The sequence below is a fragment of the Pseudomonas viridiflava genome, assembly GCF_003702045.1.
Classification (GTDB): Bacteria; Pseudomonadota; Gammaproteobacteria; order Pseudomonadales; family Pseudomonadaceae; genus Aquipseudomonas; species Aquipseudomonas viridiflava_C.
In genome coordinates this window covers 79,575-94,263 of sequence record NZ_RBTP01000002.1, presented here as the reverse complement: position 1 = coordinate 94,263, position 14,689 = coordinate 79,575, and the positions used below count along the sequence as shown (strand labels likewise).

Sequence of the window (14,689 nt, the reverse complement as noted above, 5' to 3'; positions counted from 1 at the left end):
GCGGTGAGGGGTTTTGTCTTTGTGGCGTTTGAAAATAGCGCGGTACTCAAAATCCGGGCAAAAAAAACCACCTGTTCAAGGTGGTTTTCAGATCACTCTCCGCGGTATTCACAACCACTGGTACAGGTTTCGTGGATACGTATGGCCGAGAGTTCGGGCAGCAAAGGCTTCAATTCATTCCAGATCCATCTCGCCAGGTTTTCACTGGTGGGATTCTCCAAGCCTGGAATGTCATTGAGATAGTTGTGATCCAAGCGTTCGTACAAAGGCTTGAAGATCGCTTTGATCTCGGAGAAATCCCGAATCCATCCGGTGTGCGGGTCAACCTTGCCTGCCAGGTGAATACCGACACGAAACGAATGCCCGTGCAGACGCCCACATTTGTGACCTTCGGGTACATGCGGAAGAAGGTGGGCTGACTCAAATGTAAACTCTTTAAAAATTTCCAAAATGTATGAGCTCTAGGAAAATGGCAATCGCTGACGCGACAGATGCGGCATGCGAGTTTAACAGCAATGACCTGAAACGCCATGTTCTGCCAGCGTGCAGAGTACTTGGGCTACGCACAAGTGATGGCATCTAGCCAGACGTGTTCAGTTTGAATTAAGTTGTCAGCGTTATGATGGTCGCCATAAAAGCATAGGTAGTCATGGAGCCTCCCAATAATGAAAACCCCAACCAGTCTCCTGCTCGCCGCCATGCTTTCAATTATCGCCTGCACCCTCCATGCTCGCGACATCGATTCAGATGAAGTCCTTCGTTTGAGCAGTTCGGGCACTCTTCAAACCTTTGAACACCTTGATGCTCAAGCATTGTCTCGGCACCCAGGCGCGACGATTATCGACACTGATCTCAAAAATCAGTACGGCAGGTACATTTACAAAGTCGAACTGCTTGATGCTCAAAACATTGAATGGGATCTCGAAATGGACGCTATCACTGGTCAGGTCTTCAGAAATCATCAGGATAATTAATGAATGTCGACAAGACTCTCTGCGCAATCCTTGGAATGAGCCTGGTTTGTTCGTTTGCGTACGCCAGAGATCTCAATCAGGATGAAGCGCTTAGCTTAAGACAGCGCGGCGTGATCCTGCCTCTCGAGCAGTTTATCGATCACGCGCTCGGTCTCCATCCTGGCTCCAAATTACTTGAGGCAGAGCTGGAAGAAAAACATGATACATACGTCTATGAATTCGAATTGCTGACCCCACAGGGTGTGGTACGCGAGCTGAAATTTGACGCTCGTGATAGCAGGCTCCTGAAAGACGAGGAAGATTGATGCGGCTGTTACTGGTTGAGGATCATGTGCCTCTGGCGGATGAGTTGATGGCTGCCCTAGGACGACAAGGTTATGCCGTTGACTGGTTGGCCGATGGGCGTGATGCCGTCTACCAAGGTGCTAGCGAACCGTATGACCTTATTGTGCTTGACCTCGGTTTGCCCGGTTTGCCTGGGCTTGAGGTGCTCCAACAATGGCGTAGTAACGGGTTAGCCACGCCGGTATTGATACTCACCGCTCGCGGTTCGTGGTCTGAGCGCATCGAGGGGCTGAAAGCAGGCGCGGACGACTACTTGACCAAGCCCTTTCACCCCGAAGAGTTGCAACTGCGTATTCAGGCATTGCTAAGGCGCTCAAAAGGACTTGCGAACCAACCGACGCTAGAAGCGGCGGGGCTTACGCTGGATGAGGGCCGTCAATGTGTCAGCCTCAATGGAGCAGACATTCAATTGACGTCCGCCGAATTCCGTTTGCTGCGTTACTTCATGCTTCACCCTGAACAGATACTCTCCAAAAGCCATCTTTCAGAGCATTTATATGATGGCGAGAACGAGCGCGATTCCAATGTCATCGAGGTCCATGTCAATCACCTGCGTCGCAAGCTGGGGCGTGCGGTCATCGAGACGCGCCGTGGTCAGGGCTATCTTTACGGCGGGGCAGGGGATTGAAGTCCATCCAGCGGCGGTTAAGCCTGGGTTTGATCGCCGTTATGGTAGTGGTGGGCCTGGTCATGGCCCAGACCAGCCTATGGCTGTTTGAGCTGGGTCTGCAGCGGTATCTGGAGTCAGGCCTGCGTAACGAGAGCGAAAACCTGCTTGTCGCCCTGGTGCGTGGACCAGCGGGCCTGCAGCTTGATGACCATCGGCTGTCCGGAGCGTATCAGCGCCCACTGTCCGGGCACTACTTCCGTATGGATTTGCCGCAAGGGCATTGGCGCTCTCGCTCCCTATGGGATTTCGAGTTGCCAGAGTCTGGCCCCGTTGGCCTGCATGCCAATTTTGAGCTTGGGCAGACGGGCCAGTCGCTGTTGATGTTGACGGCGGAGTATCGCAAGTTCGGCAAAAAGATCTCCATTACCGTGGCGCAGGATTACACGCCAGTCAAAGCCAGTTTCCAGCGCATGCAGCAGATCGGTCTGGGGTTGGGTCTTGCCGCGCTAATTCTGGTTCTCGTGCTTCAACGCGTTACGGTATACAGAGCACTAAAGCCGCTGGAAAAGGTTCGCGAACAGATCTCGCAACTTCAGCAAGGTCAGCGCTCTCAGCTGGACGATTACGTCCCGCTTGAGCTTGAGCCGCTGGTTGCCCAGATCAATCATTTGCTCGCTCATACCGAAGATAGCCTCAAGCGTTCGCGCAACGCCCTGGGCAATCTGGGCCATGCCCTCAAAACGCCCCTTGCAGTACTCCTCAGCCTGGCACTCAGCGAGCAGCTCGACAACAACCCGGCACTACGCAAAACGTTGCAGGAGCAGCTTGAGAACATTCGCTTGCGGCTGGAGCGAGAACTCAATCGTGCGCGTCTGTCGGGCGATGCGCTACCGGGTGCGCGCTTTGACTGCGATGTCGAGCTGCCAAACCTTTTCTATACGCTGGGCATGATCCACGGCGGCCACCTCGACCTCATCAATAACGTGGGCAGCGGTCTACACTTGCCTTGGGATCGTGAAGACATTCTCGAACTGCTGGGGAATCTGCTGGATAACGCCTGCAAATGGGCGGACAGCGAGGTGCAACTGAATATTCTGCGTCAGGATCAGGGCTTTCGTTTGCTGATTGACGATGATGGCCCCGGGATTCCCGAGTCTCAACGAGCAGAAGTATTCAGCCGAGGGGCACGTCTGGATGAGCAGATCACCGGCCATGGCCTCGGTCTGGGTATCGTTCGTGACATCGTCGAGGCCTGGGGCGGTCAATTGCAGTTGCTCGACAGTCCGTTGCAAGGCCTTCGGGTGCAGATTGACCTTCCTGAGCGTGTCGCTCCGTAATACCCGTTGACTCGGTACAGAGTAAAGCCCCGCGCACTTTGGCTGCTCGGGCTTCACAAGTGGGCCTATTGGTCGCCAAGCTGCGGGTACGACGGGTCTGCCATCATTTCTCATGGCACTCGTGAGTCAGTCCGCTGACTAAGAGCTAGACCGCACGCAATGCGCGGTTGACTGACATGGACTGGACATGAACGAAACCGTACAGCAATACAAGACACTGCTTCTATTACTGGTGGGGGTGACCGTTGCCTTCATCTGGATTCTGCTGCCGTTTTACGGCGCAGTCTTCTGGGCAGTGATTCTCGGCATCATCTTTGCCCCCCTCCAGCGCAGGCTGTTACTGAAGCTTGGCTGGTCGCGCAACCTGACCTCCCTGTGCACGCTGATCATCTGTCTGGTAATCGCCATTTTGCCAGTGATCATCATCAGCGCTCTGTTGGTGCAGGAAGGCACCACGCTGTACAAGAACGTCGAAACCGGACAACTGGACATCGCGGGCTATCTGGCAGAGTTTAAGACGCTGCTGCCGCATTCTCTTCAGGCGTTGCTGGACCGTCTTGGCATGGGCGACCTCGAAGGACTGCGCGACAAGATCGCCAAAGGCGCCATGCAAGGCAGCCAGTACCTGGCAACTCAGGCCTTCAGCTTCGGCCAAGGCACGTTCGATTTTGTCGTCAGCTTTTTCATCATGCTCTACTTGCTGTATTTCTTCCTGCGCGATGGTCACGAACTGGTCCGCAAGATACGCAATGCCGTCCCGCTTGCCGAGCAGCAAAAGCGTCGCTTGCAGTTGAAGTTCACTCGAGTGGTTCGTGCCACTGTCAAAGGTAACGTCGTTGTCGCAGTGACACAGGGCGCGCTGGGCGGGTTTATCTTTTGGGCGCTGGACATCCCGAGCGCCTTGCTCTGGGCCGTCATCATGGCTTTCCTGTCGCTGCTGCCGGCTGTAGGGGCGGGGATCGTGTGGGCACCCGTGGCACTGTACTTCCTGCTGAGCGGCATGATCTGGCAGGGCGTGGTGCTTGGGTTGTTTGGCGTATTCGTCATTGGGCTGGTGGACAATGTGCTGCGTCCTATCCTGGTCGGTAAGGACACCAAGATGCCGGATTACCTGATCCTGATTTCCACCCTTGGGGGCATGTCGGTATTTGGCTTGAACGGCTTTGTGATCGGTCCTTTGATCGCTGCATTGTTCATCTCTACATGGGGCCTGTTCAGCAGTGCCAAGAAACCGGTTCGGCTGCCCGGTTAGGTTTCACAGGTCAAAAAAAACCCTGCTTAAAAGCAGGGTTTTTTATTTTCGGCCAATCAGCCCGGCATGTGCAGGCCTGCATTGACCACCAAATCCAACAGTGGTTGAGGGTAGACACCCAGCACAAAGGTCAGAATTGCCACAGCCAGCAGCATGACGCCACCGGTACGCTGTGCCCAATTGAAGGCAGCGTCGTGACGCGGCAGCTTGGCATCGACCAGGTACATGGTGACCATGACGCGCAGGTAGTAGAACAGGCCAATGGCGCTGCCCAGCACCAGTGCGCCGACCAGCCACCACAGCTGCGATTCCACGCCAGTCGCGATCATGTAGAACTTGCCGATGAAACCTGCTGTAAGCGGAATGCCTGCCAGCGAGAGGAGCATCAGGGTCATGACCGCTGTCAGGTAAGGACGACGCCAGAACAGACCACGGTATTCGAACATCGCATCGGCATCACGGCCGCTGTAGGGCGAGGACATCATGGTGATCACACCGAAGCTGCCCAGCGACGTCAGCACGTAGGTCGCCAGATAGACGCCGATAGCTTCGACCGCCATCCCTTTGCTGGCAACCAGTGCGATCATCAGGTAACCGAAGTGCGCGATGGAGGAATAGCCCAGCAGGCGCTTGAGGTTGGTCTGAGTCAATGCCAGCAGGTTGCCGACCAGGATCGATGCGACGGCAATCACTGCCAATACATCATGCAGTACGCCACTGCTGGCGGCCGGCGAGATCTGGAACAGACGCACCAGCACGGCAAACACCGCCACCTTGCTGGCAGTAGCCAGGAACGCTGCGACCGGAGCCGGAGCGCCTTCGTAGACGTCCGGTGTCCAGAGGTGGAAGGGCACCAGCGACAGTTTGAACGCCAGACCGACCAGCATCATCGCCAGCCCCAGGCTCGCGATCGGGCTAGGCATGCCGGTTGCAGCGATGGCCTTACCGATGCCTTCGAAGCTCAGCGAGCCCGCTTCTGCGTACAGCAATGCCATACCGAACAGCAGAAAGGCCGAACCTGCGGCCGACAGCACCATGTATTTGATGCCGCCTTCCAGCGAGCGCTTGTTGAAGAACGCGTAAGCCACCAGACCGTAGACCGGCACCGACAGCAACTCCAGGCCAATGAACAGGCCTGCCAGATGCTGAGCGCTGACCAGAACCAGACCACCCGCAGCGGCCAGCAGGATCAGCAAATAGAGTTCTTCACGGTTACCGGGATAACCGACCTTTGCATCGCCCAGATAGGCATGCGCCATCGTCACGCACGCCAAGGTAGAGGCGAGGATGATTGCCATGTACAGGCACGCGAAGTTATCGATCTGCAGCAGCGGTGTAACCGCCAGCGGGGCGGCTTTCAAAGCCGGGTAAATCGAAAGCAGGGCCAGGTTCAGACCCGCTACCGAAAGCAGAAAGGTTTGCGAGTGATTGCGGCGCCACGCGATTGCCAGCATCACCACAACGATGGTGATGCTGGTAATCAGCAGCGGCGCAAGCGCAATAAAGTGTTGAATCGTCAGGTCCATAGCGCTCTTACCGGGCCGAAGCGAGTTGAGTGAAGGCAGTGCCTAGCCATTGCTGCACGCCGTGCATGGTCGCTGCCGAGGTGTCGAGGATCGGCTGCGGGAACACCCCGAGCACGATCAGCAACACGGCAAGGCCCAGCACCATGATCATTTCCCGTCCATCCATGCCTCTGAGGACCTCGTCCGATTTGGACGGGCCGAAGTAGGCGCGGTGAATCATGATTAGCGAGTAGACAGAACCGAATACCAGACCGGATGTGGCAATCGCCGTGATCCACGGCGAGCTGACAAAGCTGCCCAGCAGGATCAGGAACTCACCGACGAAGTTTCCAGTGCCCGGCAGACCCAGAGATGCGGCAGCGAAAAACAGGCTGATTGCCGGCAAGTAGGCAATTCGCGACCAGAGGCCGCCCATTTCGCGCATGTCACGGGTATGCAGACGCTCGTACAACTGACCGCTGAGGATAAACAGCGCAGCGGCTGACAGACCGTGCGCCATCATTTGGACCACGACGCCTTGCAGCGCCTGCTGGCTGCCGGAGTAGATACCGATCAGCACGAAGCCCATGTGCGAAACGCTGGAAAACGCGATCAGACGCTTGATGTCGGTCTGCGCGAAGGCCAGGAAAGCACCGTAGAAAATCCCCACCAGGCCCAAGGTCATCGCAATCGGTGCGAACTCTGCCGAGGCATTCGGGAACAGGGGCAGCGCAAAACGCAGCAGACCGTAGGCCGCTGTTTTCAGCAGGATACCGGCCAGGTCGACGGAACCTGCTGTCGGTGCCTGAGCGTGAGCGTCCGGCAGCCAGGAGTGAAACGGCACCACCGGCAGCTTCACCGCGAAGGCGATGAAGAACCCCAGCATCAGGATGTACTCAGTGCCTGGCGCCAGCTTGGTTTTCAGCAGGTCAGCGTAGGCAAAGGTGATGACACCTGTCTGATTGAAGTGCACCAGCACCAGGCCCAGGATCGCCACCAACATGATCAGACCGCTGGCCTGAGTGAAGATGAAGAACTTGGTTGCGGCATAGATACGTGTCTTCTTGCCGTCTGCTGAGCTGTGACCCCAGAGCGCGATGAGGAAGTACATCGGCACCAGCATCATTTCCCAGAAGAAGAAGAACATGAACAGGTCGATGGCGAGGAACACGCCAACGACACCGCCCAGGATCCACATCAGGTTAAGGTGGAAAAAGCCCACCTTGCGCTGGATTTCCTTCCACGAGCACAGCACCGACAGCACGCCGAGCAGACCGGTCAGCAAAATCATCAGCAACGACAGGCCATCAAGGGCCAGATGCACGTCGATGCCGAAGCGGGTGATCCACGGGTGGTGGAATTCCAGGGTCCAGGTCGGATCGGCACCAGGTACTGGCGCGTAACCGAAGTTGCCGGTGGCCCAAAGCCAGAGGCCCAGCGCCAGTTCGAGGGTCATGGTCAGCAGCGCGATCCAGCGCGGCAGGGTAGGGCCGAAGCGCTCACCCAGCCAGCACAGCAGGCCGCCGATAAAGGGGATCAGGATTAGCCAAGGCAGAATCATGACGGGCTCAATTCCTTTCGCAAATTCGCAAGGTTCATGTCAGACCGCAACCAGAACGACGGCACCAAGTACCAGAACGGCACCCACGGCAATCGAGGCAGCATACCAACGCAACTGGCCGGTCTCGGTGCGGCTCATGGTGTCATGACCGCCTTTGACCAGACGTGGGATCAAGCCGATGGTGCGGTCGAACGGATCGCTACGCAGCAGATGACTGATCGCCAGATAAGGTTTGACGAAAAGCTTGTCGTAGATCCAGTCGAAGCCCCAGGCGGCGAACCACCAGGCTGACAGGAAGCGGCCGGGACCGCTGTTGGCAATGGCGGTCACCAGGCGACGCTTGCCAAGGAACAGCAACGCCGCTAGCAGAATGCCAGCCAGTGCGATTGCACCCGAAGCGATTTCCAGGCTGTGCTTGGCTTCGCCCCCGGCATGGCCAACGCTTTGCGGCAGCACACCGGCCAGCGGAGGCGTGATCAGTGCGCCGATAAAGGTCGACAGGACGATCAGCACCGACAGTGGCAACCAATGAGCGATGCCGTGACCCGCATGGGCTTCGGTCTTGGCTTCACCGTGGAACGCAATGAAGATCAAGCGGAAGGTGTACAGCGAGGTCATGAACGCACCGACCAGACCGGCATACAACAGACCGTTGTTACCGCTGGCGAACGCTTCCCAAAGGATCTCGTCCTTGGAGTAGAAACCGGCGGTCAGCAGCGGCAGGGCGGACAAGGCGGCACCACCGACGATGAAACTGGCGTAGGCCAGCGGCAGTTTCTTCCACAGGCCGCCCATCTTGAAGATGTTCTGCTCGTGATGGCAGGCCACGATCACGGCGCCCGACGCAAGGAACAGCAGCGCCTTGAAGAACGCGTGCGTCATCAGGTGGAAGATTGCGCCTTCCCATGCACCGACACCCAGCGCCAGGAACATGTAACCGATCTGGCTCATGGTGGAGTAGGCGAGGATACGTTTGATGTCTGTCTGCACCAGTGCTGCGAAGCCTGCCAGTACCAGGGTGACGCCACCCACGACACCAACCAGATGCAGGATGTCAGGTGCAAGCGCAAACAGGCCGTGGGTACGGGCGATCAGATAGACGCCGGCCGTTACCATCGTTGCCGCGTGGATCAGTGCCGAAACCGGGGTAGGGCCCGCCATCGCGTCCGCCAGCCAAGTCTGCAACGGCAGCTGTGCGGATTTACCGACAGCACCACCGAGCAGCATCAGCGTGGCCAAGACAATCCAGAAGTCGCCGACCTTGAAGTGCTCGGGCGCCCTGACCAGCAGTTCCTGAACGTTCAACGTGCCCAACTGCTGGAACAGGATGAACAAGCCAATGGCCATGAACACATCGCCAATGCGGGTCACGATGAAGGCTTTAAGTGCGGCGTTACCGTTATTGCGGTTGCTGTAATAGAAACCGATCAAGAGGTAGCTGCACAGGCCTACGCCTTCCCAACCAAAGTAGATGAACAGCAGATTGTCGCCCAGGATCAGGAACAGCATGCTGGCAATGAACAGGTTGGTGTAGGAGAAGAAGCGCGAGTAGCCCGCTTCACCACGCATGTACCAGGACGCGAACAAGTGGATCAGGAAACCTACACCGACCACGACGCCCAACATCGTGACGGACAACCCGTCCAGATACAGCGCGAAGTTGGGCTGGAAGCCATCTACGTCCATCCAGCGCCACAGCACTTGGGTGTAGTGACCACCTTCCGGCGGTGCGACGTTGAACTGCCAGATGACCCAGGCCGTGACAATGGCCGAGAGCCCAATGGACCCGACGCCAATCAATGCCGCAAGGTTTTCCGAGATGCGGCCACGTGAAAATGACAGCAACAGGAAGCCGATGAGGGGAAATACGAAAGTCAGAAAGAGAAGATTCATCCGCGCATCTCACTGGCAGCGTCGATATCGAGCGTGTGGAAGCGGCGATACAGTTGCATCAGGATCGCCAGGCCAATGCTGGCCTCGGCGGCTGCAAGGCTGATCACCAAAATGAACATGACCTGTCCATCCGGTTGAGCCCAGCGGCTGCCGGCAACGACGAACGCCAGAGCAGAGGCGTTCATCATGATCTCAAGGCTCATCAACACGAAAAGGATGTTGCGTCGCACCATCAGGCCGACCAGACCGAGGCAGAACAGGACTCCGGCGACCGCCAGACCGTGTTCGAGAGGGATAGCATTCATTGGCTTGGCTCCTTCGCCTCGTTGCGGCCCAAGTGGAAAGCCGTTACCGCTGCAGCAAGCAGCAGCATCGAGGCCAGTTCCACGACGAGCAGGTAAGGCCCGAACAGGCTGATGCCGACCGCCTTGGCGTCGACCGTGGTGTGACCGATGGCAGCGCCAGTCTGGTTGGCGAACAGCACGTAAAGCAGCTCAGCCAGCAGCAGGACACCCAGGATGACAGGGCCGACCCAGATACCGGGCTTGAGCCAGGTGCGTTCCTGCTGAACCGAGGCCGGACCCAGGTTCAGCATCATGACCACGAACACGAACAAAACCATGATCGCGCCAGCATAGGCGATGACTTCCAGCACACCGGCGAACGGTGCGCCGAGGCTGAAGAACGTCATGGCGACGGCGATCAGTGAAATGATCAGGTAGAGCAGGGCATGCACCGGATTCGTGTTCGTGATCACCCGCAGGGTGGACACGACAGCGATACCGGATGCGAAATAGAAAGCGAATTCCATCTTTACTTCCTTAAGGCAGCAAGCTCTTGACGTTGATCGGCTCGGCTTCATTCTGCGCGGAGCCCTTTGGCTTGCCGGCGACGGCCATGCCCGCAACGCGGTAGAAGTTATAGTCGGGGTTCTTGCCGGGGCCGGAGATCAGCAGATCTTCCTTCTCGTACACCAGATCCTGACGTTTGAAGTCGGCCATCTCGAAGTCCGGCGTAAGCTGGATTGCGGTGGTCGGGCAGGCTTCTTCACAAAGGCCGCAGAAAATGCAGCGTGAGAAGTTGATACGGAAGAAGTCTGGATACCAGCGGCCGTCCTCTTTCTCCGCTTTCTGCAACGAAATGCAACCCACCGGGCAGGCTACTGCGCAGAGGTTGCAGGCTACACAGCGCTCTTCGCCATCAGGGTCGCGCGTCAGCACGATACGGCCACGGTAGCGGGGCGGCAGGTAAACCTGCTCCTCGGGATATTGCAGGGTGTCGCGTTTACGGAAGCCGTGGCCGAATACCATCACCAGGCTGCGCAATTGGGTACCAGTACCCTTAACGATGTCACCAATATATTTGAACATGGGTCAAATCCTCACTGAACCGAGCCTGCCGGTGTGTTCAACAACACAATCGCAGCAGTCACCAGCAAATTGATCAGGGTCAGCGGCAGACAAAATTTCCAACTGAAATCCATGACCTGGTCATAACGTGGGCGCGGAATGGAAGCGCGCAACAGAATGAACAGCATGATGAAGAACGCGGTTTTCAAGGCGAACCAGAAGAAGGCCAGCGATGGCAGGATATCGAACGGGCCATGCCAGCCGCCGAAGAACAGGGTCACCAACAGCGCCGAGATCAGGATGATCCCGATGTACTCGCCGACGAAGAACATGCCCCATTTCATGCCTGCATATTCAATGTGGTAACCGTCGGCCAGTTCCTGCTCTGCTTCCGGCTGGTCGAACGGGTGACGGTGAGTCACGGCCACGCCTGCGATGAAGAACGTACAGAAACCGAAGAACTGCGGAATGATGAACCACAGGTTCTGCGCCTGATATTCGACGATGTCGCGCATGTTGAACGAGCCGACCTGTACCACGATGCCCATCAGCGCCAAGCCCATGAACACTTCGTAGGACACGGTCTGCGCCGAGGCGCGCAAGCTGCCCAGCAGGGCGAACTTGTTGTTACTCGACCAACCGGCGAACAGCACTGCATAGACCGAAAGGCCGGCCATCGCGAAGAAGAACAACAGACCGATGTTCAGGTCCGCCACGCCCCAGGTCGGGGTGATCGGGATGACGGCAAACGCAATCAACAATGCGCTCATCGCCACGACGGGTGCCAGGGTGAAGATCACCTTGTCGGCGAACGGCGGCGTCCAGTCTTCCTTGAAGAACATTTTCAGCATGTCGGCAGCGATCTGGAACATGCCGAACGGGCCAACGCGGTTAGGGCCATAACGGTCCTGCCACCAGCCCAGCAGACGACGTTCCACGAAACTCAGCAAGGCACCGCAGACCACCACGGCCAGCAGCACCACGATGGCCTTGACGACCGCAATGATCGCGTCGATCACTTCAGGGGTGAACCAGGTCATTGCGCTGCCTCCTGCAGACCGTCAACGGATTTGCCGAACACTGCCGCAGGAATTCCGGGCAGACCGGCTGGCAGGGCGACAAGACCGGCACCGAGTTCTTCGTTGATGCGCAGTGGCAGCTTTAGCGTCTGGCCAGCCACATTGAGCGAGATTAGAGCGCCTTCGTTGACACCCAAACGATCCGCTTCCGACTTGGCCAGGGCCACGTAGGCTTGCGGGATGCGCTCCTGAACCGGTGCGGCCAGAGACGAGGTTTCGTCGCTGCCGAACAGGTGGAAGAACGGCACGACTTGCCAGGTGCCGCGCTCTGGCGCGAAAGCACGAGGAACGCTGGCGAACCAGGACAAACCGTCGCCTTTGCTTTCAATCAGGCGGGTGCCCGGATCGCCAGCGCGCAGGTGACCACCCACTTCGTCCTGGAACTTGTTCCAGGCCTGTGGCGAGTTCCAGCCCGGAGACCAGGCAAACGGCACTTGCTGACGAGGTTCGGCGGAACCCGAATAGCCTTCCATCGAGAAGGCAAAGGCGGTGTCTTTGTCTTGCGAAGTGCGCGGCTCATGCACACTGATGTTGGCGCGCATGGACGTCCGGCCGCTGTAACGCAGCGGTTCGCGAGCCAGTTTCAGGCCTTTGATACGGAACGAAGCCGATGGCGCAGCGTTGACGATACCGGCCAGTTGCGCAGAGCTGCTGGCGCAGGCTTCGGTGACGTGGTCCAGTTGCGTCCAGTCCACCGGCTTGTTAAGCAAGGTCGCACGCAGGGCATGCAGCCAGCGCCAGCCTTCATGGATCATGATGCTGGCGTCCAGGTAGGTCGGATCGAACACCTGGAAGAAGCGCTGAGCGCGGCCTTCCTGGCTGACCAGCGTACCGTCGCCTTCGGCAAAGCTGGCAGCCGGCAGGATAAGGTGCGCGCGATCACTGGTTGGCGTCTTCTGATGGTCGGCAACGATCACCACTTTGGCGGCGTTCAGCGCGGCGTCAACGATCGAAGCATCGACACGGCGATACAGGTCGTTTTCCAGTACCACGATTGCATCGGCCTTGCCGGAAATTACGGCTTGCAGCGCAGCGTCGACGGACTCACCGCCGAGCATGGCCAGGCCCATGCTGTTGGCTTCCGGGACGATCAGGCTGATCGAGCCTTGCTTGTCACGCAGCTTGAGAGCCTTGGCGATGTTGGCGGCGGCTTCGATCAGCGCGGTCGAACCCAGCGAGCTGCCAGAGATGATCAGCGGGCGCTTTGCAGCGAGCAGGGCGTCGGCGATGCGTTGTGCCAGTTCCAGCGCTTCGCTGTCCAGGCCTTCGACCGCAGGCGCGCTGGCGTCCAGCGCGTGAGCAACGGCGAAACCAATGCGGGCCAGATCGTCTGGCGCGGCGTGTACGCACTCTTCGGCCACGTCGTCGAGACGGGTTTCAGCCAGGCTGGCGATGAACAGTGGGTTCAGCTCGTGCTGGCCAATGTTCTTCACCGCAGCGTCCAGCCAGGGCTGTACTTTCATTGCCGCAGCCATGTCCTCAGCCTTGCCTTTGACGGCCTGACGCAGACCCAGTGCCATACGGGCAGCGGTCTGGGTCAAATCTTCGCCGAGCACGAAAATGGCGTCGTGGTCTTCGATGTCGCGCAGCGTAGGAACCGGCAGCGGGCTGTCGTTCAGAACCTTGAGGATCAGGCGAATACGCTCAAGCTCGCCGGCTTCGATGCCACTGTAGTAGTGCTCGGCACCCACCAGCTCGCGCAGGGCATAGTTGCTTTCCAGGCTGGCGCGTGGCGAACCGATGCCCACGATGTTGCGACCACGTAGCAGGTCGGCCGCCTTGTCCAGCGCTTCGTCCAGAGTCAATTTGACCTGGCCATTGGCGAGCAGTGGCTGACGAGGGCGATCCTTGCGGTTGACGTAGCCATAGCCGAAGCGGCCACGGTCGCAGAGGAAGTACTGGTTTACGGAACCGTTGTAGCGGTTCTCGATGCGGCGCAGTTCGCCATAACGCTCGCCCGGGCTGATGTTGCAGCCGCTGGAGCAGCCGTGGCAGATGCTAGGCGAGAACTGCATGTCCCACTTGCGGTTGTAACGCTCGGAGTGGGTTTTGTCGGTAAACACGCCGGTCGGGCAGACCTCGGTGAGGTTGCCGGAGAACTCGCTTTCCAGCGTGCCGTCTTCAACACGACCGAAGTACACGTTGTCGTGGGCGCCGTAAACGCCCAGATCCGTACCGCCTGCGTAATCCTTATAGAAGCGGACGCAACGGTAGCAGGCGATGCAGCGGTTCATCTCATGCGCGATGAACGGCCCCAGTTCCTGATTCTGGTGGGTGCGTTTGGTAAAGCGATACCGGCGCTCGTTGTGGCCGGTCATCACCGTCATGTCTTGCAGGTGGCAATGACCGCCTTCTTCGCAGACCGGGCAGTCGTGCGGGTGGTTGGTCATCAGCCATTCGACAACACTGGCGCGGAACGCTTTGGATTCATCATCTTCGATGGAAATCCAGGTGTTGTCGGTGGCAGGGGTCATGCAGGACATCACGATACGACCACGGGTGTCGTTCTCGTCGGTGTACTGCTTGACCGCACATTGGCGACAAGCGCCAACGCTGCCCAAGGCAGGGTGCCAGCAGAAATAAGGAATATCGAGGCCCAGCGACAGGCAAGCCTGTAACAGGTTGTCTGCGCCATCGACTTCGAGGGCTTTGCCGTCTACGTGGATAGTAGCCATGGTTCAAAGGTCTTCGTTGGCCCGTTGTCAGCAGGCGTGGCTAATGGAATCTCGGTAGTACCTGCAGCGTTCAGCCCGCAAGGGCGTCAGCAGGTACGAGGACGGCGGT

The 14,689-nt window shown here is 58.1% G+C and carries 14 protein-coding genes; 5 read left to right on the top strand and 9 right to left on the bottom strand.

From position 1 onward, the window contains the following. Positions 1 to 92 precede the first annotated feature (92 nt). Positions 93 to 449: a 6-carboxytetrahydropterin synthase QueD gene (gene queD, locus ALP40_RS00465; RefSeq protein ID WP_122206367.1), complete on the bottom strand. Its 357-nt coding sequence runs from the start codon at positions 447 to 449 to the stop codon at positions 93 to 95. 216 nt (positions 450 to 665) lie between these two features. Here queD and ALP40_RS00460 point away from each other — a divergent pair, with 216 nt between their 5' ends. The 5 genes from ALP40_RS00460 (at position 666) to ALP40_RS00440 (ending at position 4,518) form a co-directional block, all read left to right on the top strand. Next, the gene (locus ALP40_RS00460) at positions 666 to 974 is read left to right on the top strand and encodes a PepSY domain-containing protein (RefSeq protein WP_122206366.1); all 309 of its coding nucleotides are present in this window, start codon (positions 666 to 668) and stop codon (positions 972 to 974) included. Next, the gene (locus ALP40_RS00455) at positions 974 to 1,279 is read left to right on the top strand and encodes a PepSY domain-containing protein (RefSeq protein WP_122206365.1); all 306 of its coding nucleotides are present in this window, start codon (positions 974 to 976) and stop codon (positions 1,277 to 1,279) included. Before ALP40_RS00460 ends, ALP40_RS00455 begins: the two co-directional genes overlap by 1 nt. Then, positions 1,279 to 1,947, top strand: a complete 669-nt coding sequence (locus ALP40_RS00450; protein WP_122206364.1) for a response regulator transcription factor — start codon at positions 1,279 to 1,281, stop codon at positions 1,945 to 1,947. The genes ALP40_RS00455 and ALP40_RS00450 overlap by 1 nt, the downstream gene beginning before the upstream one ends. Further along, positions 1,944 to 3,266 (top strand): sensor histidine kinase, encoded by a 1,323-nt coding sequence (locus ALP40_RS00445; RefSeq protein ID WP_122206363.1) that lies wholly within the window; start codon positions 1,944 to 1,946, stop codon positions 3,264 to 3,266. Before ALP40_RS00450 ends, ALP40_RS00445 begins: the two co-directional genes overlap by 4 nt. 187 nt (positions 3,267 to 3,453) lie before the next feature. Then, positions 3,454 to 4,518, top strand: coding sequence for an AI-2E family transporter (locus ALP40_RS00440; RefSeq protein WP_122206362.1), 1,065 nt, complete (start codon positions 3,454 to 3,456; stop codon positions 4,516 to 4,518). 56 nt (positions 4,519 to 4,574) lie between these two features. Here ALP40_RS00440 and nuoN read toward each other — a convergent pair whose 3' ends face one another. From nuoN to nuoG, 8 genes are read right to left on the bottom strand one after another with little or no spacing between them, the layout of a single operon-like run. Continuing rightward, positions 4,575 to 6,044 (bottom strand): NADH-quinone oxidoreductase subunit NuoN, encoded by a 1,470-nt coding sequence (gene nuoN / locus ALP40_RS00435; protein ID WP_122206361.1) that lies wholly within the window; start codon positions 6,042 to 6,044, stop codon positions 4,575 to 4,577. 7 nt (positions 6,045 to 6,051) lie between these two features. Continuing rightward, positions 6,052 to 7,584 carry an NADH-quinone oxidoreductase subunit M gene (nuoM, locus tag ALP40_RS00430; protein ID WP_122206360.1) on the bottom strand — a complete coding sequence of 511 codons (1,533 nt, stop codon included), beginning with the start codon at positions 7,582 to 7,584 and terminating at the stop codon, positions 6,052 to 6,054. A 39-nt stretch (positions 7,585 to 7,623) separates the two neighbouring features. Next, entirely contained in the window at positions 7,624 to 9,477 is a 1,854-nt protein-coding gene (gene nuoL, locus ALP40_RS00425; RefSeq protein WP_122206359.1) for an NADH-quinone oxidoreductase subunit L, read from the bottom strand. Next, the gene (nuoK, locus tag ALP40_RS00420; protein WP_002554020.1) at positions 9,474 to 9,782 is read right to left on the bottom strand and encodes an NADH-quinone oxidoreductase subunit NuoK; all 309 of its coding nucleotides are present in this window, start codon (positions 9,780 to 9,782) and stop codon (positions 9,474 to 9,476) included. Before nuoK ends, nuoL begins: the two co-directional genes overlap by 4 nt. Further along, complete coding sequence (gene nuoJ, locus ALP40_RS00415) at positions 9,779 to 10,288, bottom strand: NADH-quinone oxidoreductase subunit J (protein WP_122206358.1); 510 nt, start codon at positions 10,286 to 10,288, stop codon at positions 9,779 to 9,781. The genes nuoK and nuoJ overlap by 4 nt, the downstream gene beginning before the upstream one ends. A 10-nt stretch (positions 10,289 to 10,298) precedes the next feature. Further along, on the bottom strand, positions 10,299 to 10,847 hold the full coding sequence (gene nuoI / locus ALP40_RS00410) for an NADH-quinone oxidoreductase subunit NuoI (RefSeq protein WP_004884641.1): 549 nt from the start codon (positions 10,845 to 10,847) through the stop codon (positions 10,299 to 10,301). Between the two features lie 11 nt (positions 10,848 to 10,858). After that, the gene (gene nuoH, locus ALP40_RS00405) at positions 10,859 to 11,866 is read right to left on the bottom strand and encodes an NADH-quinone oxidoreductase subunit NuoH (RefSeq protein ID WP_004884642.1); all 1,008 of its coding nucleotides are present in this window, start codon (positions 11,864 to 11,866) and stop codon (positions 10,859 to 10,861) included. Then, positions 11,863 to 14,580: an NADH-quinone oxidoreductase subunit NuoG gene (nuoG, locus tag ALP40_RS00400; protein ID WP_122206357.1), complete on the bottom strand. Its 2,718-nt coding sequence runs from the start codon at positions 14,578 to 14,580 to the stop codon at positions 11,863 to 11,865. Before nuoG ends, nuoH begins: the two co-directional genes overlap by 4 nt. Positions 14,581 to 14,689 lie beyond the last annotated feature (109 nt).

Excerpts from the sequence above, each read along its gene's own strand:
- ALP40_RS00460 (WP_122206366.1), top strand. The coding sequence starts at position 666 with ATGAAAACCCCAACCAGTCTCCTGCTCGCCGCCATGCTTTCAATTATC.
- ALP40_RS00455 (WP_122206365.1), top strand. The coding sequence starts at position 974 with ATGAATGTCGACAAGACTCTCTGCGCAATCCTTGGAATGAGCCTGGTT.
- ALP40_RS00450 (WP_122206364.1), top strand. The coding sequence starts at position 1,279 with ATGCGGCTGTTACTGGTTGAGGATCATGTGCCTCTGGCGGATGAGTTG.
- ALP40_RS00440 (WP_122206362.1), top strand. The coding sequence starts at position 3,454 with ATGAACGAAACCGTACAGCAATACAAGACACTGCTTCTATTACTGGTG.
- nuoN (WP_122206361.1), bottom strand. The coding sequence starts at position 6,044 with ATGGACCTGACGATTCAACACTTTATTGCGCTTGCGCCGCTGCTGATT.
- nuoM (WP_122206360.1), bottom strand. The coding sequence starts at position 7,584 with ATGATTCTGCCTTGGCTAATCCTGATCCCCTTTATCGGCGGCCTGCTG.
- nuoL (WP_122206359.1), bottom strand. The coding sequence starts at position 9,477 with ATGAATCTTCTCTTTCTGACTTTCGTATTTCCCCTCATCGGCTTCCTG.
- nuoK (WP_002554020.1), bottom strand. The coding sequence starts at position 9,782 with ATGAATGCTATCCCTCTCGAACACGGTCTGGCGGTCGCCGGAGTCCTG.
- nuoJ (WP_122206358.1), bottom strand. The coding sequence starts at position 10,288 with ATGGAATTCGCTTTCTATTTCGCATCCGGTATCGCTGTCGTGTCCACC.
- nuoI (WP_004884641.1), bottom strand. The coding sequence starts at position 10,847 with ATGTTCAAATATATTGGTGACATCGTTAAGGGTACTGGTACCCAATTG.
- nuoH (WP_004884642.1), bottom strand. The coding sequence starts at position 11,866 with ATGACCTGGTTCACCCCTGAAGTGATCGACGCGATCATTGCGGTCGTC.
- nuoG (WP_122206357.1), bottom strand. The coding sequence starts at position 14,580 with ATGGCTACTATCCACGTAGACGGCAAAGCCCTCGAAGTCGATGGCGCA.